Below are 24,706 nucleotides of genomic sequence, written 5' to 3' on the forward strand. Positions count from 1 at the left end.
CCTGAAGATGCCGCACGCCGAAAAAGGCCTCACCGTCGGCCTGTTCGGCGGCTCGTTCAACCCGCCGCATGCTGGCCATGCGCTGGTTGCCGAGATTGCGCTCAGGCGCCTGGCGCTCGACCAGTTGTGGTGGATGGTGACGCCGGGCAATCCGCTGAAGAGCACGCGCGAATTAGCGGCGCTGGCCGAGCGGCTGCAGCTGTCGGAGAAGATCGCCAGGAATCCGAAGATCAAGGTCACCGCCTTCGAGGCGGCGCATCATGTGCGCTACACCGCCGACACGCTGGCGCTGGTCAAGGCGCGCAATCCAGGCGTCGAGTTCGTCTGGATCATGGGGGCGGACAGTTTGCGCGATTTCCACCGCTGGCAACGCTGGCGTGAGATCGTGCTGACCTTCCCGATCGCGGTCATCGACCGGCCGGGTGCGACGCTGTCGTTCCTGTCATCGGTCGTCGCCAAGACCTTCGACTATGCCCGTATCGATGAGGGTGACGCGCCGCTGCTCGCCCGCATGAAGGCGCCGGCCTGGACCTTCATTCACGGCCCGCGCTCGTCGCTGTCGTCGAGCGCGATCCGGAAAATGGCCAAGGGGTAGGGCCTCTCCGCCAGGGGAAGGGGCTGCGTTTCAGCTGCCCGGCCATGTCGTTTTTACAGCGGCGCTTGTCCAGCCGATCGGCGATGCTGACCAGATATGGCAACTCAAACCAAAACCCTCGCAGTCGAGCCGGAGCATGGCAACGCGCCCACGCCGCTGATTGCGATTGCCAGCGTCATCGTGTCGATGGCGCTGATCGCCATCGGCAACGGGCTGATGTTTGCCTATATCCCGGTCCGGCTCGGCGCAGAAGGGTTCGATCCAACCTGGGCCGGGTTGATCATCACCGGACTGTCGGCCGGCGGCCTCGCAGGCTGTATCCTGACTGGACCATTGGTGCGCCGGGTCGGCCACGCCCGCGCCTTCATGGTGCTGTCGGCGCTGATTGCGCTTGCCAATGCAGCCGTCGGCGCTGGACCGCATCCGGTTCTGTGGATCGCTGCCCGCGCTCTGTACGGCTTTGCCATATGCGGCCTGTTCATCGTCGCGCAGAGCTGGCTGAACGATGCCGTGGCCAACGCCATACGCGGACGGGTGATGGCGTTCTTCTACGTTGCCTATGTCGCAGGGCTCGGTGTCGGCTATGCGACGCTGGCGCTGGTCGATATCAGAACGGCGGATGCGCCCTTGATCGGCATCGTCTTTACTGCCCTGTCGATCCTGCCCGTCGGCATGACACGGCTGGCGCAGCCGCCGGCGCCGCAGGCGGCCTCGGTGGCGCTGCGCCGGGCCTGGCGGATTTCGCCGGTCGGCGTTGCCGGCATGCTGGCGGTCGGCGGCCTGTCGATGTCGATTGCCGGCTTTGCGCCGATCCATGCCACCGCCAAGGGCTATAGCCAGGCCGATGTGGCGCTGTTGCTGTCGGTGATGCCGCTCGGCACGCTGATCCTGCAGCTTCCGTTCGGCTGGATTTCCGACCGCACCGATCGCCGCTATGTGCTGATCGGGGCATCCGCGATTGCCGCGTTGGCCGGGATGTTCGCGCTCGGCTTCGATGGTGGCGCGCTGCCGGCGCTGCTGGTGATCTATGTCTTGTGGGACGGCGCGTCGGAATCGATTTATTCGCTGTCCAGCGCGCACGCCGCCGACCGTGCCGGCAAGGACGACATGGTGGCGCTGTCCAGCTCGCTTCTGTTTGCCTGGTCGCTGTCGGGTTTCATCGTGCCGGGCATCGTCACCGCACTGTCGGCCGTCTTCGGCACGCAGGCCTTCATCTATGTGGCAATCGTCATCGCCTGCGCCTTCTGCCTGTTCGTGCTGTTGCGGGTGTTCACCACCCAGGCCGTGCCTGCCGCCGAGACCGGCAGCTTCGCACCGATGACGGCGCAGGCGCCATTGCCGGTCGAACTCGCCTATGCCCCGGATGAACAGGATCGCTATAAGGGCGATTGATTACTGCCGGCGCGCTTCGGGCGCCGGTGCTTCCGGCGGCGGCAGCGGGATCGATATGCCTTCGCTATCGAACTCCTGCTTGGCGCGCTTGGTCAGATCGGTCTGGGTGGCGAAGAAATCCGCTGATGATGTCCAGTAGCGCAAGGTGATCGAGACGGTGCTGTCGCCCAAGGTCGCGACGAAGGCGATCGGTGCAGGCTCGCGACGGACGCGTTTCTCGGCGCCGGCAATGGCAAGCAACGTCTTCTGGGCGCGGTCGATGTCGTTCCACGAGCCGATCGAGAGCGTGATGTCGGCGCGGCGCACGCCATTGCGCGAGAAATTGCGCACCGGCTGGTTCCACAGCGTCGAATTGGGCGCAAGGATATAGACGCCGTCGGCGGTCCTGAGCTTGGTGGCGAACAGGCCGATTTCCTCGATCGAGCCTGATATGGAGCCGACCTCGACGGATTCACCGATGCGGAACGGCCGCAGCGCCAGAAGCATGATGCCGGCGGCGATGTTCTGCAGCGTGCCTTGCAGCGCCAGGCCGATGGCAAGACCGATGGCGCCGATCGCCGCAATGATCGAGGCGGTCTGCACGCCGAACTGGCCGAGCACCATGATGACGACAAGCACCAGAATGGCGTAGCGGACGATCTTGGAAAAGAAATGCCGCAGCGTCGCGTCGAAACCGTGGATATGGCCAAGCCCGGCAAAGATCGAGCGCTCGGCGAGGCCGGCGACGATGTAGCCGACCACCAGAAGGATGATGGCGCCGATGGCGGAGAAGGAATAGGAGACGATCAGCGTGCTGAGCTGGGCCAGGCTGGCCTGGACGGTAAGAAGAGCATTTTGCGGGTCGATCGGCATACTGGAATCCCGGTTGGTCGATGAGCCGATAACCCATGTGGGCGGCCTGAGTTCCGATCTTTTAGGGGATGCGGCGGAACCACAGAACCAACAAGACGTTCGTGCGTGGCGGGGCTGCGTCTTGAAACTGCAACGGAACTCTGCCTATCTAAGCGGTGTCACCTGCTTTTGGGGGTGATTTGGTTGTTCTTGCTGCGAAAGGAAATACACTGAGAACAGCACTGCGGAAGAAGGCCGATATCATGCCTTCGCCGGCCAGGATCAGCGTAGACGACGCCGTGTCCCGTGCCATCAAGACAGTCCTTGCCAGTCTGGAAGACTCCAAGGCCGAAAATATTGTCTCAATCGACATTCAGGGGAAATCGAGCCTCGGCGACTATATGGTTGTCGCGTCGGGCCGATCGCACCGTCATGTCTCGGCTGTTGCCGACCATCTCCTCAAGGCGCTCAAGGATGCCGGCCTCGGCACGGCGCGCGTCGAGGGGCTGTCCGGCGCCGACTGGGTCCTGATCGATTCCGGCGATATCATCGTCCATGTCTTCCGCCCCGAAGTCCGCGAATTCTACAATCTTGAAAAGATGTGGCAGGCGCCGGATTTCGAGGAAGAGACCCTCCACTAAGCCGCCTTTGTTTTTATGCATGTCATTGTCCCAAAACCGCTTCCCACTTTTGGGTGACACGCATTAGCGGCTTATAGAGGCGAGGATGAAGATTTCAGTTCATGCCGTGGGCCGAATGAAAACCGGCCCCGAGCGGGAGTTGGCCGACCGCTATTTCGAGCGCTTTGCCAAGAGCGGGCCAGCAGTCGGGCTTGAATTCGCCGGGATAACCGAGATCGCCGAGGGCCGTGCGCAGAGCGCTGCCGAGCGCCAGCGCGACGAAGGCTCCAGGCTGCAGGCGCAGCTGCAGCCGGGCACGGCGCTGATCCTGCTCGATGAGCGCGGCAAGAGCCTTTCCTCGCAGGATTTAGCCAATCGCATCGGACAGTTGCGCGATGGCGGGCGCAAGGCGCTGGTGCTCGCCATAGGCGGCGCCGACGGTCACGACCCGTCGCTGCGCGACCAGGCCGATCTGGTGCTGTCGTTCGGCGCGCTCACCTGGCCGCACCAACTGGTGCGGGTTATGCTTGGGGAGCAGCTCTACAGGGTCTCGACGATCCTCTCCGGCCACCCCTATCATCGCGCGTGAGCCTGCCGCTACAGTTGCCGGCAGCTGTGATTCGTCGCCGGTTGCCCGGATTTCCGCCCCAATGCAGCGTAAGCTCTAGTTTTATGCATGTCGTTTTCCCAAAACCGGGACCACTTTTGGGCGACATGCATTCTGGGACGGGCTGTTCAAACATGGTTGATGGTTCGTTAACGAGCCGCGGATAGTATAGATCGCGAATGTCTGAAGGCCGGAAATCGACACTGAGTTTATCAACAGCGGGCTCCTGGCGCGTGCGCTGCGGCATCGCGGCGGCGGCTGTCCTCTTGTCGTTCCACGCGGCGCAGGCCGAGAACACGCTCGACATGGCGCCCGATCCCGACCAGAGCCGCGCCGAATACGAACAGGTTTCCAAGGAAATTACGCTGTCGTCGGAACGGCTGGCCAAGCTCGCCGCCGATATCGCCGCGGTCAAGAAGGACCACGCCTCGATCACCGCCGCACTGATCCAGTCGGCAATGACCGAGCAGAAGCTCGGCCAGGACATCGAGGACATCGGCGCCAAGCTGGAAGGGCTGAAGGGCCAGCAACAGAAAATCCGCGCCTCGCTCATGGCGCGGCGCGACGTACTGGCCGAAGTGCTGGGCGCGCTGCAGCGCATGGGGCTCAACCCGCCGCCGGCGATCCTGGTCAAGCCGGAGGACGCCCTGTCGTCGGTGCGCAGCGCCATCCTGCTCGGCGCCGTGGTGCCGGAATTGCGCCAGCAGACCGATAGCCTGCTGGCCGACCTCAAGGAGCAGACCCGGGTAACTGCCTCGATCGAGGCCGAGCGGGCGCGGCTGACGGAAGCGGTCGGCGAGCAGGTGGCGGAAAAGAAGCGGCTCGGCATGCTGCTCGAAGCGAAGCAGAAGCTCGAGACCGACACGCAGGCGCAGATGGCGGCCGAACAGCAGCGTTCCGAGCAGCTGGCGGCCAAGGCCTCAAGCCTGAAGGACCTGATCGCGTCGCTCGAAGCACAGGCAGACAAGACCCGCAAGGCCGCGGATGCCGCCAGGGCGGCCGCCGCGGGCCAGGCAGGGGATGACAAGACGGGTGACGATCAGACTGGCGGCGATACAACGGCATCGCTGGCGTCACTGCCGGTTCCCGAAGGCAACAGGCTCACCGCGACGGCGCCATTTTCGGCGCTGCAAGGGCAGATCGCGCTGCCGGCTACCGGCCGCATCAAACGCAGGTTTGGCGCCGATGACGGTAACGGCGCGGTGATGCTTGGAGACATGCTTGCGACACAATCGGGAGCCATCGTCACCGCGCCGGCGGATGGGAATGTGCTTTATGCGGGGCCGTTTCGCTCCTATGGTCAACTCTTGATCCTGAATGCCGGGGACGGCTATCATGTCGTTCTGGCGGGGATGAGCAGAATCAGCGTCGTGACCGGCCAGTCGGTGCTCGCAGGAGAGCCGGTCGGCGCGATGGGAGAGGCCCGGGTGGCAAGCACCTCGGTTTCGAAGAATGGAAATGCCACGCCGGAACTCTATGTCGAGTTCCGCAAGGATGGAAAACCCGTCGATCCGGCCCCATGGTGGGCGGACCGTTTTTCTGGAAGGACGTGAAATGATGCGGAAACTGTCGCTTCTGTTTGCCGGTGCGCTGATGGGCGCATCCGCCATGAGCCTTGTCTATGGCGCTCCTGGCTCGTCGGCGAACGCTGCGGGATCGGAGACCTACAAGCAGCTGGCGATCTTCGGCGACATCTTCGAGCGGGTGCGGGCACAATATGTCACGCCGCCCGACGACAAGTCGCTGGTCGAGAACGCCATCAACGGCATGCTTTCCTCTCTCGACCCGCACTCCTCCTACATGAATGCCGAACAGGCGCAGGACATGCGCGTGCAGACCAAGGGTGAGTTCGGCGGCCTCGGCATCGAGGTCACCATGGAGAACGACCTGGTCAAGGTGATCACGCCGATCGACGACACACCGGCTGCCAAGGCCGGCGTTCTGGCAGGCGACTATATCGCCAAGATCGACGGCGAAGAGGTTCGCGGGCTGACGCTCAACGACGCGGTCGAGAAGATGCGCGGCCTGGTCAACACACCGATCAAGCTCACCATCCTGCGTCAGGGCGCCGACAAGCCGATCGAGCTGACGGTGGTGCGCGACATCATCAAGGTCAAGGCGGTCAAGTTCCGGGTCGAGAACGACATCGGCTACATGAAGATCACCTCCTTCACCGAAAAGACCTATGACGACCTCGAGAATGCCATCGACACCATCAAGAAGCAGGTGCCGGACGACAAACTCAAGGGCTATGTGCTCGACCTGCGCCTCAATCCGGGCGGCCTGCTCGACCAGGCGGTGAGCGTGTCCGATGCCTTCCTGAAGCGTGGCGAGATCGTCTCGACGCGCGGCCGCGATCCGAAGGACGTCACCCGTTTCGACGCCAAGCCGAAGCAGGTCGACGACGTCAACGGCAAGCCGATCATCGTGCTCGTCAATGGCGGCTCGGCCAGTGCTTCCGAAATCGTCGCCGGCGCGCTGCAGGATCTGCGCCGCGTCACGGTTGTCGGCACGCAGTCCTTCGGCAAGGGTTCGGTGCAGACCATCATTCCGCTCGGCGAGAATGGTGCGCTCAGGCTGACGACGGCGCTCTATTACACGCCGTCGGGCAAGTCGATCCAGGGCAAGGGCATCACGCCCGACATCAAGGTCGACCAGCCGCTGCCGCCGGAACTGCAGGGCAGGGATTTGACGCGCGGTGAATCCGATCTCAAGGGTCACATCAAGGGCGCCGACGAGAGTTCGACCGGCTCGGGCTCGGCAGCCTATGTGCCGCCGGATCCGAAGGACGATCTGCAACTGATCTTCGCCGAGCAGTTGCTGCGCGGCCAGAAGACCGATCCGGCCTTCCCGCCCAATCCGGAAAAGGCCGTGCTCAACCAGTAAGCCAGCAACAGTCTGGCCGGTTGAACGAAGCAATGCGATGCTGCCGGGACCGAAAGGTTCCGGCAGTTTGATTCGGGGAGGCAAGGCGAGGCCTCCAGATATGGCGCCAGGGGTGCGCCAGGATTGATGAATTCGCGCATGTCCTCCCGAAGGGATCACCTTCGGAACCATGCGCCCCGGGGACAGGGCTTGGCTGATATCGGCAAGGACATCGAACGCCCGCTTGGACAGACCGTCCGGGCGCCGCGCGCTGCCGGCAAGGTCAGCGCGGGCGTGATCGTGTCGACCGTTGTCGTGCTGGCGGTGGTCGGCGTCTCGGCTGCAATCGCGCTCAGGGAAAAGCCGTTTCGAAAGCCGCAAGAGGTCGCCGTTTCGACGCCGAAAGTGACTGTGGCCGCCGAGCCCGCTGCATCGGCGCCCGCATTGGCTCCGGCAGCGGCGCCGAAGGTTGAAACGCCGACCAAGACCGGTGGTCCGCAGATCATCCATGTGCAGAAGGAGGAGGGCGATGGTCCTCCGCAGACGGCCATCGTCATCCGTGACCCGTCGAGCATCGGCCAGAACCTGAAGATCGCGCATATTCCCGACAAGGCGCTGATCGAGACCAGCGACACCGGACCCTTGCCGATGCGCTCCGCCGATGGGCGGCGGCCGTTCGATGTCTATGCGCGGCCGTGGTCCGGCGCGCGCGGTGCCCGCGTGGCGATCGTCATCGGCGGACTTGCGGTGTCGCAGACCGGTACCCAGGCGGCCATTGCGAAGCTGCCGCCGGAAGTGACGCTGGGCTTCGCGCCGCAAGGCAACAGCATCGGCCGCTGGATGCAGGCCGCCAGGCAGAGCGGCCACGAGATCGTCATGCAGGTGCCGCTCGAGCCGTTCGACTATCCCAACGTCAACCCCGGCCGCAATACGCTGACCGTGGCGGCGAGCGCCGAAGAGAACCTGAAGAACCTACACTGGGCGCTGTCGCGGACGACGAACTATACCGGTGTCATGAACTATATGGGCGCGCGTTTTTCCGCCGACACGGCGGCGATGGAGCCGTTCATGGCCGAGCTCGGCAAACGCGGCCTTGCCTATATCGACGACGGCTCGTCGGCGCGCAGCCTGGCACCCGACCTGGCGCTGAAGGACGGCGTGCCCTTCGTCGCCGGCGACATGGCGATCGACGCGGTGCAGGATCGCGGCGCCATCCTGAAGAAACTGGACAGTCTCGAAGCCACCGCGCGGGCCAAAGGCTCAGCCGTCGGCATCGGCTCGGCCTTCGACCTGACGGTCGACACCGTGTCGTCCTGGATTGCCGAGGCCAAGAAACGCGGCATCGAGATCGTGCCGATTTCAGCGGTGGCCATCGACCCGCAAAAAGGCTAGCGATCTGCTGATCGCCATGAACTCACAGGGAACGGCCAGAGAGCGTCAGATGGCTACAAAGACAGTTGATCGTGAAACGTTGCCCTATCGTCCCTGTGTCGGGTTGATGATCCTCAATGGCGAGGGCCTGGTCTGGGTCGGGCATCGCATTGCCGAACCCGACAGCGAATTTGCCGGCACGACGCAGCTCTGGCAGATGCCGCAAGGCGGCATCGACAAGGGCGAGGAGCCGCTGCAGGCGGCGGAGCGCGAGCTCTATGAGGAGACCGGCATGCGCAGCGTCTCGCTGCTCGCCGAGGCGCCGGACTGGATCAACTATGATCTGCCGGACCATCTCGTCGGCATTGCCTTCAAGGGCCGGTATCGCGGTCAGACGCAGAAATGGTTCGCCTTCCGCTTCCATGGCGACAGCAGCGAAATCCAGATCAACCCACCGCCGGGCGGCCACACCGCCGAGTTCGACGAATGGTCGTGGCGGCCGATGCGGGAGCTGCCCGACCTGATCGTGCCGTTCAAGCGCAAGGTCTATGAAGACGTGGTGGCGGCGTTCAGCCATCTGGCGCGATAGAGCAATTCCAGGAAAGGTGTGAGCGGTTTTCCCGGGAAAAGCGCGTAGCGCTTTCCCTAGGGAATTGCGTTAAAACAAAGAGATAGCAGGGCGAGCGGCGGCCTCTGAAACGATCGCGGTTGCCGCGCCGGCCCGACGGCCCTATTGATGTCTATCCGCCACAATAAGGGTCGCCATGCACGACGCCCCCAAGAGGTCATCGCCCGAGGATGCCGCCACAAGCGAGGCGGCTGCTGGGGCCATCCTCACCATCGACCTTGGTGCGATCCGTGAAAACTACCGCCGACTGAAGATGCGGTTGGGGGGCGTGCGCTGCGCCGGGGTGGTCAAGGCCAACGGCTACGGCCTCGGTGCCGCCCAAGTGGCATCGGCGCTGATGCGGGAAGGCTGCGACATCTTCTTCGTCGCGCTGCTGGCCGAAGGCATCAAGCTGCGCAAGGCGATCGGGGCTGGACCCGACATTTACGTGCTGAACGGGCTGCCGCCGGGCTCCGAACGGGAAGCGGTGGCGGCTGATCTCTGCGCGGTCATCAGCAGTGGCGCGCAGCTGAAGGCTTGGCGTGAGGCAGCACGCAGCGCCAGCCGCGATTTGGCGGCTGCCGTCCAGGTCGACAGCGGCATGTCGCGGTTTGGCTTGGCGCCCGCCGAGGTCGAGGCACTGGCCGGGGATGCCAGCGCGTTCGATGGCATCGACGTCAGATATGCCATGAGCCATCTGGCCTGCGCCGACGAGCCGCGCCATCCGGCCAATGAGCAGCAGCGACTGGCGTTCGAGCGGCTGCGCGCCATGCTGCCCGAGGCGCCCGCCTCGCTCGCCAACTCTTCCGGCATTTTTCTTGGGCAGCCCTACCACTACGACCTCGCCAGGCCAGGGGCGGCGCTTTACGGCATCAACCCGACGCCCGGCGAACCCAATCCAATGCTGCCTGTCGTGCGGCTGCAAGCCAAGGTGGCGCAGACGCGCCGTGTCGAAGAGGGCACCGGCATCGGCTACGGCCACACCTACCACGCGGAAGGCCCGCTGAGCCTGGCGACGATCTCGTTCGGCTATGCGGATGGCTGGCTGCGCCGCTCCGCTTCGGCGGCGTGGTTCGAGGGGGTGCGCCTGCCTTTTCTCGGGCGTGTGTCGATGGATTCGATCATTCTCGACGTTTCCGCCCTGCCGTCCGGCAAACTGCGCGAGGGCGATCTGGTCGAACTGCTCGGTCCTTCGCAGAGCGTCGACGATGCCGCCGGCCATGCCGGCACCATCGGCTATGAAATCCTGGCCAGTCTCGGGCCGCGCTTTCACCGGCGCTACGTCAACGAGTAACCCTTGGGGCCAGCCTCTTGGCGGGCGCCGCAAAATCCGGCAGACAGGGAATGGCATGCCCGGTGGCAGTGGCGGTGTGGAGCGTGATGCGATGAAGATCATGGTGCTGGGCGGTGGCGTCATCGGGGTGACCACGGCCTACTATCTCGCCGAGGCCGGCCACGAGGTGACGGTGCTCGACCGCCAGAAAGGCCCGGCGCTGGAAACCAGCTTCGCCAATGCCGGCGAGATTTCGCCCGGCTATGCCTCGCCCTGGGCCGGACCCGGCATTCCGCTGAAGGCGATCAAATGGCTGTTGATGAAGCATGGCCCGCTGGTGGTGCGGCCGGCTTTCGATCCGCATATGTGGACGTGGCTGGTCAAGATGCTGCGCAACTGCACGGCCGAGCGTTACGCCATCAACAAGTCGCGCATGGTGCCGCTGGCCGAATACAGCCGCGACACGCTGAAGGCGCTGCGCGAGACGACCGGCATCACCTATGACGAGCGCACCCAGGGCACGCTGCAGCTGTTTCGCACGCAAAAGCAGCTCGATGGCACCGGTGGCGATGTCGAGGTGCTGAAGAAATATGGCGTGCCCTACGAGATCCTCGACCAGGACGGCTGCATCGCGGCGGAGCCGGGGCTGGGCGGCGTGCGCGAGAAGTTCGTCGGCGGCCTCAGGCTGCCGCATGATGAGACCGGCGACTGCAAGATCTTCACCGAGAAACTGGCCGAGCTCTGCGTCGCGCGTGGCGTGAAGTTCGAATACGACACGACGATCTGGCGCGTCATCCGCAGCCGCAACCGCATTTCCAACATCAGCACCAGTAAGGGTTTCAAGGCCTCCGAGGCCTATGTGATGGCGCTGGGCAGCTATTCGGCGGGCTTCATGCGCCGGATGAAGCGGTCGATCCCGGTCTATCCGGTCAAAGGCTATTCGATCACCGTGCCGATCAAGGACGCCGCCTTGGCGCCGGTGTCGACCGTGATGGATGAAACCTACAAGGTGGCGATCACCCGGCTGGGCGACCGCATCCGCGTCGGCGGCACGGCCGAGATTTCCGGCTTCGACCTCAGGCTGCACGAATCGCGGCGCCGCACGCTCGAACATTCGGTCGGCGATCTCTTTGCGGGCGCCGGCGCCATGCGCGAGGCGACCTTCTGGTGCGGACTGCGGCCGATGACGCCGGATGGCCCGCCGCTTATCGGCCGCACCGAGCTTTCCAATCTCTTCCTCAACACCGGCCATGGCACGCTCGGCTGGACCATGGCCTGCGGCTCGGCCAAGGTGCTGGCCGACATCATGTCGAACAAGGTGCCCGATATCGATGCCCGTGCCCTGGCGCAGGAACGCTACCTGAAATAGGCAGCGCTGGGGTCAGAACGCCTGCCTGACCCAGGCCTCGTCGAACAGCAGCCGGTAGGCCCACGGGATCGTCACGTTGGTGGAAACCGGGTTCGAGTGGGCGAGATAGTCGTCATAAACCGGCTTCATCCTGACGTAGAAGGCGGGATCGAGCACCATCATGCCATTCTCCGAATCGTGGAAGAAGCTGCGGTTGTTGAGGTTGACCGAGGAGATGGCGACCAGCCTCTCGTCGATCATCATGATCTTGGAATGCAGCACCACGTCAGGCGCCTTGAACTCGCGGATGTTGATGCGGTCGCCATATTTCTCGACGAACAGCTTGTTGAGCGCCGTGAGGAACCTGCCGCCAATATCGCCCTTGAGATCGATGCGGCCGACGATGTCGATCTTGACGCCGCGCGCGAGCGCCCGGTCAACGGCCTGGGCGAGGCTCGGCGTCAGATTGAGGTAGGGATTGACGATCTGGATATGGCGCTGGGCGGCGTCGACCAGCTCGACGAAATAGGCCTCCAGCGCATGGTCGTCTTCGTAAGGCACGGAGATGAAATGCCGGGCGTTGCCTCGGGGGCGGCCATCCCCGTAGGCTGGGATGGAGAAGGGGCGCGCCAGATTGGTGTCGGCGTCGCGCAACCATATCGTCGACAGATGCGCGGCGAGTGTCTCGACCGTCGCCTTGTCGGCGAACTCGATGTCGAAGTCGCTCCAGTTCGAATAGTAGTTCAGCGAAAGCCCGTCGGTCTTGCCGTATTGCTGCAGGTCCGGATAGCGCGACAGGTCGATCGGCTGATGGAACAGGAAGCCGTCATGGATGTTGCGTCCGCCGATGATGACGCGCGAGCGCGCGGGGTCCTCAGCCAGCGTCGCCAGCATCTTGATGTGAAGGACCTTGTGCAATTGTGAGATCTGCTCGTCGATCGGCGCGCCATGATCGGCGCGCCAGCGATATTCCTGCAATTCGACATTGGGAAACTCCGCCGCCAGCCGGTGCAGCATGGCATCGTCCTTCTCGCGCTCCAGCACGTCGGTGACCATGATGCGCACCGTGGTGCCAAGCGCTGCATGATGGCGGATCAGCCGTTCGATGATCCGGCCGGAGAAGTCGGCCTTGAATTCGAGCGAGGACAGATAGATCAGCTTCAGCCTTGGCGCCCTGGAGAAATCCAGCGGCAATTCCGGATCGCCCTTGTCTATTGCCGCATCGGACAGCGGCGCGCCCATCAGCGCCTCGACCTTGGCGTTGAACCCGTCGCGCGACTTGCGCAGCAGCCTGGGCGCGCCGATCGGCAGGGCGCAGGTCTGCGACAGCCAGCGGCTGGCATAGAAAGCGCGCTCAAGCGCGTCGAGGCCGGTGCTGTTGGGGACCGGGCAGCGCTGGTAGCGGCTGTCGAAGCTGGCGAGTGCCGGATCCGCGATCTCTTCGCGCCGGATGGTGAGCGACGCGCCGGCCGGCGCAAGGCTGGAACGGATCCTCGCCGTGCAGCGGTTCAGGCTGTCGCTTGGAAACAGGCTGACCGTGTCGTCTTCGCCCGACAGGCGAAAGCGGAACGCCGCGCCGGCGGCGATGGTGCGTGAGGCGCCGGCGGCGCGGATCGCCAGAGGACCGTCGCAGGTGGCCTCGATGTCGGCGGGCTGCTGGCCGGCCTGGCGCAGGACAATCTCGGTGCTGCGTGCCTGCAGACCCGAGAAATCGAAAGTCTTGGGGGCCGAGGGCCGCGCAGCCGCATCGATGTAAAGCGTCTGCCGCGACACCCGCCAGCGGCCTTCGAAATGGCCCTCGCCGCTGCCGCCATTGGCCGGCGGCAGATGTGGCTTGGCGACCGGTCCTGCCAGTTGCTGCAGCGTCGAATAGGTCGCCTGGAAGTCACTGTTCTGCACGTCGCGGCGGTTGCGCCCGAATGGGCCGGTGCCGTTGGCGCGATCCATGGCGCCGAGTTGGTTGTGGGCGAGCAGCGCCAGGAAGCGTCTTTCGTAGTCGCTGGCGCCGGCATCGCCGAAAAACTGCGACGCCGCGACCTGCGGCCCGGGCGTGCCTGCCGACAGAGAGGGCCGCGCGCAGGCTTCCTGTCCCGGCAGGAGGTCGCAGGCATTGCGGCCTGTGCCGGTACAACCGGCAAGGGCGGCCAGCCCGATGAGGGCAAGGATGATGGATGCGCGGCGGTTCAACCGGCGGCTCCGGCCTTCATGGCGGTCAACTGCGCCGGATCGCGCGGCGGCATGAAGCCCTGTGGAAATACCTTGCAGACGGGAATAGCGAAGGTAGCGATCAGCAGCTCCGCCTCGTCGCGCATCTTGCGGGGCGCCGTCTTGTCGTCGCGTATTGCCCTGGCCGAGGCGACGAGCGCGCCGTCGCAGTCGCAATGATTGTGACGGGCGATATAGCAGGCGTCATGGGCCTGGCACACCGCGTCAAGCCGGTCGACCGGTCGGGCCGACAGATCGCCGGTGCGGGTGCCGGGACCGCAGTAGTTACCGATGACGAAGGGCGAGGGGCGCGCCATGGCGTAACGGATCGGCTTGGGCAATTCGGCTTCAGGCACTTTGGTCCATGGGTTGGCGCAGGCAGACACGAACAGCAGCGGCAGGATGGCAAGAACGGCTCGCATGTCTATCCGCGCCAGCTTTCTGAACGATTTCCCCACCGGGCGGCCTCGCCGCGTGGCCGACGACCGCATGCCTGATGCCACACTGCCCGGTTTTGTGGCAAGGAAAAGGCGGCGTGTCTGGCCCGTCCGTGTTATTGTCGCGGCGCTTCTATTCTACAGGAAAAGGCTTCTTTCCCGCTCCACCGCTTTGGTGATGAAGCCGGCGACGATCTGGACCCGGCGCAGCGGCCTGACCGATTCGTGATAGACCAGCCAGTAGGCGCGGCGGATGGGCGCCACCACATCGACGGCGACCAGCTCCGGCATCGAGCGGGCGACGAAGGTGTGCAGGATGCCGATGCCGGCGCCCGAGCGCACCGCTTCGGCCTGGCCGAGCGCCGAGGAAATGGCGAAGCTGGTGCGCCAGTCGGCGCTGAATTCAGAGGCATAGTCGAGCGAGGGGCTGACGATCAGGTCAGGCACATAGCCGACGAGGGTGTGCTGGCCGAGTTCGGCCGCTGTTTTGGGCAGACCATTGGCATCGGCGTAGGCACGCGACGCAAACAGGCCGAGCGAATAGTCGACCAGCTTTCCCGCCACCAGCCGGCCCTCGGACGGCCGCTCGACGGTGATGGCGATGTCGGCTTCGCGCCGGGACAGCGAGAAGGAGCGTGGCACCGGCACGAGCTGGATCGTCAATTCGCGATGCAGCGCCGTCAGTTCGCCGAGACGCCGGGCCAGGAAGGCGACGCCAAAACCGTCAGGTGCGCCGATGCGCACGGTGCCGGCGATATCGTCGCCTTCGCCCGATATGGTCGAACGCGCGGCGATCATGTCGCCTTCCATGCGCTCGGCAATGTCGAGGAAGCGCTCGCCGGCGGGCGTCAATTCGCTGCCGGTGGTCAGCCGGCGAAAGAGTTTCGTGCGCAGCGCGTCTTCGAGTGCGGCGATACGGCGCGAGACGGTGGCGTGGTTGAGCTCCAGCCGTTTGGCGGCGCCGAGGATCTGACCGGCGCGGGCAACGGCGAGGAAGATGCGGACGTCATCCCAGTTCATGGGCATCCCCAGGAGATAGCTTATGACCCGCTATTTGCGGGAATTGATGCTCGCCCGTCAATCGATATCTAATTTACGCACAACGGTTGCGTTCTCCCTCGCGTTGCCATCGCTCCTGCAAAGGCAGACAATGCGGCATCACAAACAAGGGAGAGACCTCATGATCGAATACGGTCATTTCATCGGCGGCAAGCATGTCGCCGGCACCAGCGGCCGCAAGCAGGACGTCATGCAGCCGATGGACGGCTCGGTGCGCGGCACGGTGGCGCTGGCTTCGCAGGCGGAACTGCGCGCGGCGGTCGAGAACGCCAAGGCGGCGCAGCCGAAATGGGCCGCCACCAACCCGCAGCGCCGCGTGCGCGTCTTGATGAAATTCCTCGAACTGGTCGCCCGCGACTATGACGAACTGGCCGACATCCTGGCGCGCGAGCACGGCAAGACGATCGCCGACGCAAAGGGCGACATCCAGCGCGGCCTCGAAGTGGTCGAAGTCTGCATCGGCGCGCCGCATATGATGAAGGGCGAGTTCACCGATGGCGCCGGCCCCGGCATCGACGTCTATTCGATGCGCCAGCCGCTCGGCGTCGTCGCCGGCATCACCCCATTCAACTTCCCGGCGATGATCCCGCTGTGGAAGATCGCGCCGGCGATCGCCTGCGGCAATGCCTTCATCCTGAAGCCGTCGGAGCGCGACCCGGGCGTGCCGCTACGCATCGCCGAACTGTTCCTCGAGGCCGGCCTGCCGGCAGGCATCCTCAACGTCGTCAATGGCGACAAGGATGTGGTCGATGCCATCCTCGACGATCCGGACATCAAGGCCATCGGCTTTGTCGGGTCGACGCCGATCGCCCACTACATCTATTCGCGCGGTACCGCAGCGGGAAAGCGCGTGCAGTGCTTCGGCGGCGCCAAGAACCACATGATCATCATGCCCGACGCCGACATGGACCAGACCGTCGACGCGCTGATCGGCGCCGGCTACGGCTCGGCCGGCGAGCGCTGCATGGCGATCTCGGTGGCTGTGCCGGTCGGCAACGACACCGCCAACCGGCTAATGGAAAAGCTGGTCCCGCGCGTCGAGAGCCTGAAGGTCGGCCCGTCGACGGATTCGGGCGCCGATTTCGGCCCGCTGGTGACGGCGCAGGCGCTGGAGCGCGTGAAGGGCTATGTCGACACCGGTGTCAAGGAAGGCGCCAAGCTCGTCGTCGACGGCCGCGGCTTCAAGATGCAGGGCTATGAGGATGGCTACTATATGGGTGGTTGCCTGTTCGACAATGTGACGGCGGACATGCGCATCTACAAGGAAGAGATCTTTGGGCCGGTGCTCTCGGTGGTGCGCGCACCGACCTATGAGAGCGCGATCAAGCTCGCCAACGACCACGAAATGGGCAATGGCGTCGCCATCTTCACCCGCGACGGCGATGCCGCGCGGGACTTCGCAAGCCGTGTCCAGGTCGGTATGGTCGGCATCAACGTGCCGATCCCGGTTCCGATCGCCTATTACACCTTCGGCGGCTGGAAGGCGTCGTCCTTCGGCGACCTCAATCAGCACGGCCCTGACGCCTTCCGCTTCTACACCAAGACCAAGACGGTGACCTCGCGCTGGCCGTCCGGCATCAAGGACGGTGCGGAATTCGTCATCCCGACGATGAACTGATCGGGAAACGTTCTAAAATGAGAAGAGGCGGGTCATCCCGCCTCTTTTTTGTTTTTGTCGGTCGCTTGCCTCGTCACACCGTCGGAATTGTGCCGCCGTCGATGACGTATTCGGCGCCGTGGATCGCCGAGGCGCGGTCCGAGACAAGGAAAGCCACAAGTTCCGCAACCTCCTGCGGCCATGCCGGCCGGCCGATCGGGATGCCGCCCAGCGCATCCATGATGCCCTGGCGGGCGGCTTCTTCGTCCGAACCGGAATGGGCGGCCAGCCGCTTCACCATGGCTTCTGATGCGCTGGTGTGGATCCAGCCCGGTGCCACTGAGTTGACACGGATGCCTTTCGGGCCGAGCTCCTTGGACAGTGCCTTGCTGTATGTCGATAGGGCGGCCTTGGCGGCCGCATAGGCGATCGTGGATTCGTGCAGCGGCAGGCGGCGCTGGATCGACGATATGTGGACGATCGCGCCGGCGCCTTGGTCGATCATATGCGGGACAAGCAGGCGATCGAGCCGCACCGCCGCCAGCAGGTTGAGGCTGAGCTCGTCCTGCCAGAGCTGATCGGTCAGTCCGGCAAATCCGCCGCCGGGGCTTTTTGACCCGCCGACGCTGTGAACGATGATGTCGATGCCACCAAGCTGTTCCATGATGGCCGCGGCCACTGTCTCGGTGCCCGCCAAAGTACTCACATCGGCCTGCACGAACAGGTTCGGCTGGCATGCTTCGGTCGCCGAGCGGGCGGTTGTGAGAACGACCGCGCCAGCCGCCGAGAGCCTGGCAACGATGGCTTCGCCGGCGCCCTTGGTGCCGCCGGTGACCAGAATGCGCTTGCCGGCAAATTCCCGGTCGTCGACCGCAAATTTCCGAACGATGGTCATGCGCCGATCTCCAGTCGCGTGATCCGGTCCTCGGCCAGGGTGAAGACGTAGTGGAGCGTCGCAGGGCTGCCCGGGAAATTCCCCGACACGATGCCGGCGATCCGCCATGTATCGCCATTGACGGTCGCGTCGGCGACCTCGACGGTCACCCGGTATTTGCGTGTGGTTGCCTCCATCCAGTCGCGGATGGCGGCTGATCCCTGATGCGTCTTGCCTTCGTCCCGGACCTTGGCGTCCGAAGCGAAAGGGATGAGCATATGGTCGATATCGTGGCGATTCTTGGCGGCAAAATAATCCGCCAGCGGCTGAGGTAGTTCTATTGTCATGGCCTGTCTCCGGTGCGGGTTGCCGCCGGCTGGCGGCGCTTGTCCGGCTTCTAAAATGCGATATGCTGGTGAAATGACAAGAACCGACGAAAAAGTAAGGTACTTACCTGAAAGTAAGGTTGGGTCTGAAAGCAAGCCCGATACGCTGACGCCATTGTCCGCGGCAAGCGGCGTCGAGAATGTGCTGCGCATCCTCGAAGGACGCTGGAAACTGGTGATCCTTTTCCACCTTTTCGGCGGCAAGGTGCTGCGCTTTTCCGATCTCGAACGGGCTATCCCGGCGATCTCGCAGAAAATGCTGATCCAGCAGCTGCGACAGATGGAAGCCGACGGTATCGTGCGCCGTATCGTGCATCATCAGGTGCCGCCCAAGGTCGAGTATTGCCTGACCGATTGGGGGCAGGCGCTGTGCCCGGCTCTCGACGCTTTGCTGAAATGGGCGGCACTCCGTGAACCCTCGAAAACCTGACGCCGATCGTCGTTCCGGCAACGCGCCGCAAGGGCCGAAATGGCGCTTGTTTTCAGATCGGGGCCTCACCATATCGATTCCAGGGAATGATAAAGTTCCCTGACGACAGACCGGAAACCAGAAGGAGTGACGTGATGACGACGTCGAACCCGGCCTGGAGCGTTTCGGTGTATTGAGGCTGCCTATGTGCCTCCCTTTGCCGGAACGCGAAGGCGAAGGAGGTGCCAAATGGCACACAAATTTTCGTTTCGATGGATCAGGATAGCCGCGATCGGCGCAGCGCTGGCGCTGTCGACGCTATCGGCACAGGCGCAGTTCATCTGCGGCGGCCACAGTGACCTTGTTGCGGCGTTGGCAAAGGCCCTGCAACAAAAGCAGATGGGCTACGGTGTGGTTGGTCAGGCCGCCATTGTCGAGGTCTATGTTTCGGCAAGTGGGACCTGGTCGATGCTGGTGACCGATGTGCAGGGCCGAAGCTGCATTTTCGCGACCGGTGACGGGTGGGAGAATACCGCCATCACCACGGCGCAAGGGATCTAATCGGCAAGGGATCTGATCGCCGGTCAGCGCGTCGCGGCAACCTCGGCGTGGCCGCGCAGCAGCGCCATCAGCCGCTTGGCGTCCTTGGCGGCCGCCTCCTCGTCGCCGTCGAGGATCGAGCGGATCAGCGCGACGTGATGCTCGGCTGACTCGGCGAGGCCCGTATCCGCCTTGTAGCGGAACCAGAAGCGGCGGCTGTGGGTCTGCAAGGGAGCGGCCAGCCGGGCGGCGAACGGGTTGTCTGCGGCCAGCGCCAGGGCCTCGTCGAGCGCCTTGTCGGCCTGGATGAAGGCAAGCACATTGCCCGAGATGACCGCCTTCTGCATGGCCAGCGCTGCCTCGTGAAACAGGTCGGCGGCCTCGCGGGTGACGAAGCGGGCGGCCGAACGGGCAAGCACCACCTCGACACCGCGCCGGGCGTCGAGCACGCGCAGCCAGTCGCCGGGATGCAGCGGCGCGATCGCGATGCCGGCGCGTGGCCGCACATCCAGCAGCCCTTCCCAGGCCAGCCGCTGGATCGCCTCGCGCACCGGCGTGCGGCCGAGCGCCAGCTTTTCGATGAGCGCCCCTTCGGTGACAAAGCTCGACGGCGCCAGCTCCAGCGTGACGATCATATGCTCGAGCACGCGGTAAGCCTTGGCCGCCGCCGGCTCGGACGTCATGGCTGCTTCAGTGGATATCAAAGGCGGTCTCCTGATATATCTTGTATATATCATAACAGATTTCGCATTGACAGCGGGTTTCCTGACAGATATACGACTGATATATCAGATGGAGCAATGACCATGTGGACTGGAGTTTTCCCCGCCGTCACGACCAAATTCACCGCCGACGATCGGCTCGACCATGCCGAGATGGAGCGCTGTTTCAACCTGCAGATGGAGGCGGGTTGCGACGGCATCATCGTCTGCGGCTCGCTCGGCGAAGGGCCGATGCTGTCGCCCGACGAGAAGATCGAAGTGCTGAAGACCGCACAGAAAGTCGCCGGCAAGAAGCCGGTGCTGATGACGGTCAACGAGGCGGGCACCCGCGAGGCCGCCAGCATCGCCAGTGCGCGCCGCCAAGGAAGGCGCCAATGGCCTGATGGTGGTGCCGAGCCCGATCTACCACACCAACGCGGAGGAGACGGTCGCCGCACTTCGCGCGGTCGCCGAGGCTGGCGACCTGCCGGTCATGATCTACTCCAACCGGCTCGCCTACCGCGTCGACGTCACCGTCGACCAGATGGAGGAGTTGGCATCGGACAAGCGCTTCGTGGCCATCAAAGAATCCTCCGACGACATCAGGCGCTCGACCGAGATCATCAACCGGCTGGGCGACCGCTACGACCTCTTCACCGGTGTCGACAATCTCGCCTTCGAGGCGCTGTCGGTCGGCGCCATCGGCTGGGTGGCCGGCCTCGTCACCGCCTTCCCGCGCGAGACCGTCGCCATCTACCAGTTGATGAAGCGGGGCCGCCGCGAGGAGGCGCTCGCCATCTACCGCTGGTTCCGGCCGCTGCTCGATCTCGATGTCTCGACCTATCTGGTCCAAAACATCAAGCTTGCCGAAGTGCTGGCAATCGATACCAATGACCGCGTGCGCATGCCGCGTCAGCCCCTGTCGGGCGAGCGCCGCAAAGCGGTGGAGAAGATCATAAGGGATGCGCTGGCGGTGCGGCCGAAGCTGCCGCCGCTGCAGACGTCTCCTCTATCGGCGGACAGACTGGTGGCAGCCGAATAAGGGACAGCACCGACGTGCCAGGAAATTCCAAATCCCCGGAACAGGAGCAACGCTCCGCCACTGGGGCACCTTCTCCCCGTTCACGGGGGAAGGCGAGGACGTCGCCATCATCGGCGGTGGCATCATCGGCATCTGCGCGGCGGCGTTCCTTGCCGAGGCAGGGCTGGATGTCACGGTCTTTGACCGCACCGGCATCTGCGAGGAGACGAGTTCTGGCAATGCGGCAGCCTTTGCCTTCTCCGACGTGCTGCCGCTGGCGCATAAGGGCATGATCAAGAACCTGCCGAAATGGCTGGCCGATCCGCTCGGCCCGCTCAGCATTCCACCGACCTACCTGCCGAAGCTCGTGCCCTGGCTGATCCGCTTCTGGCGCGCCGGCGCGCCGGAAAAATACGAGGCCAGCCTCGCCGCCCAGGCCGGCATGATGAAGCTCGCCGAAGCGGAATGGATGGGTCTGCTCGATCGCTCCGGCGCGCGGCCGATGCTGCGCGAGGACGGCTCGCTCGAACTCTACGAGAGCGAGGCCGAGTTTCGCGCCGCGCTGCCGGGTTGGGCCGCGCGCGAACGCTTCGGTATCGGCTTTCGCCATGCAGAGGGCGAGAGCCTGGCGGGCTTGCAGCCGGGCCTGTCGCCGCGCTTCATCAAGGGCACCTTCGTGCCGGGCTGGAAGACGATCGCCGATCCAAAGCTGCTCGGCAAGGCGGTGTGGGCTTACGCCGAGGCCAAGGGCGCCCGCTTTGAAATGGCCCGCATCGACCGGGTCGCGGCGGACCAGAACGGCGCGACACTGACACTGGCAGATGGCACGACCAGGCAGGCGAGGCAGCTCGTCGTCGCCGCCGGCGCCTGGTCGCACCTTCTGGCGCGGCAGCTTGGCGACCGCATTCCGCTGGAGACCGAGCGCGGCTACAACACGACCTTGCCCAAGAGCGCCTTCGACGTGAAGCGGCAGCTGATCTTCTCCGGCCATGGCTTCGTCATCACGCCGCTGGAGACGGGCCTGCGCGTCGGCGGCGCCGTTGAACTCGGCGGCATCGAGCGGCCGCCCAATTATGCCAGGTCGAAGGCGCTGCTGCAGAAGGCGCAGAAATTCCTGCCGGGGCTCAATCCCTCGGGCGGGCGCGAATGGATGGGGTACAGGCCTTCGCTGCCGGATTCGGTGCCTGTCATCGGCAAGGCGTCGGGAAGCCGGCCGGTGGTCTATGCTTTCGGCCACGGCCATCTCGGCCTGACCCAGGCGGCGGCAACCGGACGGTTGATCCGGGAAATCATCCTGGGGCAGACTCCGCCTGTTGATCTGAACCCTTTCAGTCCACAACGTTTTTGAGTTCATCGCGGTTTTGAATTTTTCGAGGAACGACATGGCCAAGAAATCCTTCTTCTGCATCGACGGCCACACGTGCGGCAATCCGGTGCGTCTGGTCGCCGGCGGCGGCCCGCTGCTTGAGGGCTCGACGATGATGGAGCGGCGCGCGCATTTCCTCGCCGAGTATGACTGGATCCGCACCGGCCTGATGTTCGAGCCGCGCGGCCATGACGTGATGTCGGGTTCGATCCTCTATCCGCCGACGCGCGAGGATTGCGACATCGCCATCCTGTTCATCGAGACCTCCGGCTGCCTGCCGATGTGCGGCCATGGCACCATCGGCACGGTGACGATGGCCATCGAGCACGGGCTGATCAAGCCGAAGACGCCAGGTGTGCTGAGGCTCGACACGCCGGCAGGCCTGGTCATCGCCGAGTACAAACAGGTCGGCGACTATGTCGAGGAGGTGCGCATCACCAACGTGCCGTCCTTCCTCCATGCAGAAGGCCTGACGGTCGAATGCCCCGGGCTCGGCGAGATCACCGTCGATGTCGCCTATGGCGGCAATTTCTACGCCATCGTCGAGCCGCAGGCGAATTATCGCGACATGGCGGATTATTCCGCCGGCGACCTCATCGCCTGGAGCCCGGTGGTGCGGCAGCGGCTGAACGAGAAATACAGCTTCGTGCATCCGGAAAACCCCGGCATCAACCGGCTGTCGCATATGCTGTGGACCGGCAAGGCGACGGTGGAGGGGGCCGATGCCCGCAACGCCGTCTTCTATGGCGACAAGGCGATCGACCGCTCACCGTGCGGCACCGGCACCTCGGCGCGCATGGCGCAGCTTCATGCCAAGGACAAGCTCAAGGCCGGCGACGCCTTCGTGCATGAATCGATCATCGGTTCCCTGTTCAAGGGTAAGGTCGAAAAGGAGGTCACCGTCGCGGGCAAGCCGGCGATCATTCCCTCGATCGGCGGCTGGGCACGCATGACCGGACTGAACACGATCTTCATCGACGACCGCGATCCGTTCGCGCATGGTTTCGTCGTCAAGTGATAGCGGCGGACCGCTGATCATCAGCATCGACCGAGACCGCACGGCGAAACCAGTCGGCGAAGGTGAGCGCGGCTGATGAGGCATCCACCGACATCGTCAGAAAATAGCTCTTGTCGCGGTTGGTCGAGACGTCGGACAGCACCACCAGATCGCCGCGCTTCAGTTCGTCACGAAAGACGTCGACGGGACAAAGCGCGACGCCGTGGCCGGCGATGACCGCGGTTGCGAGGATATTGAAATCGGCGAAGACGGGTCCGTTGCCGACATCGACATTGGCCAGTCCGGCCTCGGAGAACCACTCACTCCAGCCCTGCCGGTTCTCGTCGTGCAACAGGTCCGCGCCGGCGATCCCCGAAGGGGTGCGCAACTCCTTGCCAGCCAGATAATGCGGGCTGCACACAGGCCGGTTGAGGCGTGAAAACAGTTTGAGGCTGGTGACGCCAGGCGTCGGATCGGCTCCGAGCGTGATCAGCACGTCGTTCTCATCATCTCCGAGCCTGTCCTCGGCCTTGGCATAAGCGACCCGCATGCCGATACCGGGATGACTGGCGGTAAAGTCCCGCAGGCGAGGAACGAGCCAGCGGCTGGCGATGGATGGTATGCAGCCTACGGACAGTGTCACTGATGCCGCGTTGCGGCGGATGCGCCGGCATGTGGCGCCAAGCTCGGCAAGGGCGCCGCTCGCGGACGCCTGCAGGATCACGCCGGCATCCGTCAGCCGTACCTTGCGTGTGTCCCGGTGGAAAAGAGGCGTCCCCAGCCACTCCTCCAATCGCCTTATCTGGTGGCTGATGGCCGGATGCGTGACATGCAGCTCTTCGCCGGCAGCCGAAAAACTCAAATGCCGCGCAGCAGCCTCGAAAGCGCGTATGGCGTTCAGCGGGACATATTCCATCTGTCAAATATACTAACATATGAGATGAGAAGCAATCATTTGAACGCCTGGAAATCCTGCGGCATTGCTGTGGCCGGTTAGGAGTTTCCAGCGAAAATACCATCAAAATCGGCTATATCTTTGAACCTCCTACCGCAAACGGTATTGGCAGGGAAAGAAAGCATGTTCACCAGACAATTGGCTGATGTAGAAAAATCTGACTTCTTCGTGGATTGGGGCAATGGCACCAGCCACCGACTGCTGACGCAGCAGGACGGCATGGGGTTCACCGTCTGCCACACCGTCGTGCGCGCCGGAAGCGAATCGCGACTGCAGTATCGGCGGCATTTCGAGGCCTGCTACTGCATCGCCGGCGCTGGCGAGGTCGAAGACATGTCCGGCGCGGTGCATCGCATCGAGCCCGGCACGATCTATGTGCTCGACGACCATGACGAGCATTATCTGCGTGCCGACGCCTCCGGCGACATGATCCTGGTGAGTGTCTTCAATCCTCCCCTTCAGGGCACGGAGCGGCATGCGCTGAGCGAGGACGGGGGGTCGGCGTACTGATCCGGAGGGGGCAATTTTCCTCGATCGGCGGCCAGGCAGGCACAGTCGCTTGAATGCGATGCGCACCGACGACCGCGATCCTTTCGAGCATGGCTTTGAGGTCGGTCAGGAGGAATCCTGACCTTGGGGAAAGGAGTGTG

Annotated in this window: 23 protein-coding genes and 2 pseudogenes; 17 read left to right on the forward strand and 8 right to left on the reverse strand. The window is 64.2% G+C overall.

The genetic code is table 11. The annotated features are described in order from the left end of the window. The first annotated feature begins 7 nt into the window (after positions 1–7). Together AC56QX_RS07835 and AC56QX_RS07840 are read left to right on the forward strand one after the other, a co-directional pair. Complete coding sequence (locus tag AC56QX_RS07835) at positions 8–595, forward strand: nicotinate-nucleotide adenylyltransferase (protein ID WP_497117709.1); 588 nt, start codon at positions 8–10, stop codon at positions 593–595. Positions 596–691: 96 nt separating this feature from the next. Continuing rightward, positions 692–1,987, forward strand: coding sequence for an MFS transporter (locus AC56QX_RS07840; protein ID WP_497115008.1), 1,296 nt, complete (start codon positions 692–694; stop codon positions 1,985–1,987). Here AC56QX_RS07840 and AC56QX_RS07845 read toward each other — a convergent pair whose 3' ends face one another. Continuing rightward, positions 1,988–2,839 (reverse strand): mechanosensitive ion channel family protein, encoded by an 852-nt coding sequence (locus AC56QX_RS07845; protein ID WP_497115010.1) that lies wholly within the window; start codon positions 2,837–2,839, stop codon positions 1,988–1,990. A gap of 242 nt (positions 2,840–3,081) precedes the next feature. Between AC56QX_RS07845 and rsfS the strand changes: the two genes are divergently transcribed. The 8 genes from rsfS (at position 3,082) to AC56QX_RS07885 (ending at position 11,530) form a co-directional block, all read left to right on the forward strand. After that, on the forward strand, positions 3,082–3,459 hold the full coding sequence (rsfS, locus tag AC56QX_RS07850; RefSeq protein WP_497115012.1) for a ribosome silencing factor: 378 nt from the start codon (positions 3,082–3,084) through the stop codon (positions 3,457–3,459). Positions 3,460–3,544: 85 nt separating this feature from the next. Continuing rightward, entirely contained in the window at positions 3,545–4,027 is a 483-nt protein-coding gene (gene rlmH / locus AC56QX_RS07855) for a 23S rRNA (pseudouridine(1915)-N(3))-methyltransferase RlmH (RefSeq protein ID WP_475456152.1), read from the forward strand. A 197-nt stretch (positions 4,028–4,224) separates the two neighbouring features. After that, a complete protein-coding gene (locus AC56QX_RS07860) occupies positions 4,225–5,598 on the forward strand; it encodes a murein hydrolase activator EnvC family protein (RefSeq protein WP_497115014.1) in 1,374 nt (457 codons plus the stop codon). 1 nt (position 5,599) lies between these two features. Beyond that, positions 5,600–6,931, forward strand: coding sequence for a S41 family peptidase (locus AC56QX_RS07865; RefSeq protein WP_497115015.1), 1,332 nt, complete (start codon positions 5,600–5,602; stop codon positions 6,929–6,931). Positions 6,932–7,120: 189 nt separating this feature from the next. Then, entirely contained in the window at positions 7,121–8,302 is a 1,182-nt protein-coding gene (locus AC56QX_RS07870; protein WP_497115017.1) for a divergent polysaccharide deacetylase family protein, read from the forward strand. Between the two features lie 49 nt (positions 8,303–8,351). After that, complete coding sequence (locus tag AC56QX_RS07875) at positions 8,352–8,870, forward strand: RNA pyrophosphohydrolase (RefSeq protein ID WP_497115018.1); 519 nt, start codon at positions 8,352–8,354, stop codon at positions 8,868–8,870. A 175-nt stretch (positions 8,871–9,045) separates the two neighbouring features. Next, positions 9,046–10,182 (forward strand): alanine racemase, encoded by a 1,137-nt coding sequence (gene alr / locus AC56QX_RS07880; protein ID WP_497115019.1) that lies wholly within the window; start codon positions 9,046–9,048, stop codon positions 10,180–10,182. Positions 10,183–10,273: 91 nt separating this feature from the next. Then, the gene (locus AC56QX_RS07885; protein WP_497117710.1) at positions 10,274–11,530 is read left to right on the forward strand and encodes a D-amino acid dehydrogenase; all 1,257 of its coding nucleotides are present in this window, start codon (positions 10,274–10,276) and stop codon (positions 11,528–11,530) included. A 12-nt stretch (positions 11,531–11,542) separates the two neighbouring features. On the opposite strand, the gene AC56QX_RS07890 is transcribed toward AC56QX_RS07885, so the two are convergent. The 3 genes from AC56QX_RS07890 to AC56QX_RS07900 form a co-directional block, all read right to left on the reverse strand. Next, positions 11,543–13,696 (reverse strand): phospholipase D-like domain-containing protein, encoded by a 2,154-nt coding sequence (locus AC56QX_RS07890; RefSeq protein WP_497115021.1) that lies wholly within the window; start codon positions 13,694–13,696, stop codon positions 11,543–11,545. Then, positions 13,693–14,136, reverse strand: coding sequence for a phospholipase A2 family protein (locus AC56QX_RS07895; RefSeq protein WP_497115023.1), 444 nt, complete (start codon positions 14,134–14,136; stop codon positions 13,693–13,695). Before AC56QX_RS07895 ends, AC56QX_RS07890 begins: the two co-directional genes overlap by 4 nt. A gap of 153 nt (positions 14,137–14,289) precedes the next feature. Then, positions 14,290–15,171, reverse strand: a complete 882-nt coding sequence (locus AC56QX_RS07900) for a LysR family transcriptional regulator (protein ID WP_497115025.1) — start codon at positions 15,169–15,171, stop codon at positions 14,290–14,292. A gap of 160 nt (positions 15,172–15,331) precedes the next feature. Here AC56QX_RS07900 and AC56QX_RS07905 point away from each other — a divergent pair, with 160 nt between their 5' ends. After that, the gene (locus tag AC56QX_RS07905) at positions 15,332–16,828 is read left to right on the forward strand and encodes a CoA-acylating methylmalonate-semialdehyde dehydrogenase (RefSeq protein WP_497115027.1); all 1,497 of its coding nucleotides are present in this window, start codon (positions 15,332–15,334) and stop codon (positions 16,826–16,828) included. Between the two features lie 73 nt (positions 16,829–16,901). Here AC56QX_RS07905 and AC56QX_RS07910 read toward each other — a convergent pair whose 3' ends face one another. Both AC56QX_RS07910 and AC56QX_RS07915 read right to left on the reverse strand, forming a co-directional pair. Beyond that, positions 16,902–17,702: an SDR family oxidoreductase gene (locus AC56QX_RS07910; protein WP_497115029.1), complete on the reverse strand. Its 801-nt coding sequence runs from the start codon at positions 17,700–17,702 to the stop codon at positions 16,902–16,904. Then, positions 17,699–18,028, reverse strand: a complete 330-nt coding sequence (locus AC56QX_RS07915) for a nuclear transport factor 2 family protein (protein WP_497115031.1) — start codon at positions 18,026–18,028, stop codon at positions 17,699–17,701. Before AC56QX_RS07915 ends, AC56QX_RS07910 begins: the two co-directional genes overlap by 4 nt. Before the next feature lie 145 nt (positions 18,029–18,173). Here AC56QX_RS07915 and AC56QX_RS07920 point away from each other — a divergent pair, with 145 nt between their 5' ends. Together AC56QX_RS07920 and AC56QX_RS07925 are read left to right on the forward strand one after the other, a co-directional pair. Continuing rightward, the gene (locus AC56QX_RS07920) at positions 18,174–18,497 is read left to right on the forward strand and encodes a winged helix-turn-helix transcriptional regulator (protein WP_475460241.1); all 324 of its coding nucleotides are present in this window, start codon (positions 18,174–18,176) and stop codon (positions 18,495–18,497) included. A gap of 228 nt (positions 18,498–18,725) precedes the next feature. Then, positions 18,726–19,037, forward strand: a complete 312-nt coding sequence (locus AC56QX_RS07925; RefSeq protein WP_497115033.1) for a hypothetical protein — start codon at positions 18,726–18,728, stop codon at positions 19,035–19,037. A 23-nt stretch (positions 19,038–19,060) separates the two neighbouring features. Here the strand turns inward: AC56QX_RS07925 and AC56QX_RS07930 are convergent, their stop codons facing one another. Beyond that, entirely contained in the window at positions 19,061–19,753 is a 693-nt protein-coding gene (locus tag AC56QX_RS07930) for a GntR family transcriptional regulator (RefSeq protein WP_497115035.1), read from the reverse strand. 69 nt (positions 19,754–19,822) lie between these two features. On the opposite strand from AC56QX_RS07930, the pseudogene AC56QX_RS07935 reads away from it, so the two are divergent. From AC56QX_RS07935 to AC56QX_RS07945, 3 genes and pseudogenes are all read left to right on the forward strand, one after another. Further along, positions 19,823–20,759, forward strand: a pseudogene (locus AC56QX_RS07935) (dihydrodipicolinate synthase family protein). Positions 20,760–20,773: 14 nt separating this feature from the next. Beyond that, positions 20,774–22,086, forward strand: a pseudogene (locus AC56QX_RS07940) (NAD(P)/FAD-dependent oxidoreductase). Positions 22,087–22,120: 34 nt separating this feature from the next. After that, positions 22,121–23,122 (forward strand): 4-hydroxyproline epimerase, encoded by a 1,002-nt coding sequence (locus AC56QX_RS07945; RefSeq protein ID WP_497115036.1) that lies wholly within the window; start codon positions 22,121–22,123, stop codon positions 23,120–23,122. Here AC56QX_RS07945 and AC56QX_RS07950 read toward each other — a convergent pair. Further along, positions 23,115–24,017, reverse strand: coding sequence for a LysR substrate-binding domain-containing protein (locus AC56QX_RS07950; protein WP_497115038.1), 903 nt, complete (start codon positions 24,015–24,017; stop codon positions 23,115–23,117). The genes AC56QX_RS07945 and AC56QX_RS07950 overlap by 8 nt on opposite strands. Positions 24,018–24,179: 162 nt before the next feature. On the opposite strand from AC56QX_RS07950, the gene AC56QX_RS07955 reads away from it, so the two are divergent. Next, complete coding sequence (locus AC56QX_RS07955; RefSeq protein WP_497115040.1) at positions 24,180–24,566, forward strand: ectoine synthase; 387 nt, start codon at positions 24,180–24,182, stop codon at positions 24,564–24,566. The last annotated feature ends 140 nt before the right edge of the window (positions 24,567–24,706 follow it).

The sequence above is a fragment of the Mesorhizobium sp. RCAM 06353 genome (genome assembly GCF_059683585.1).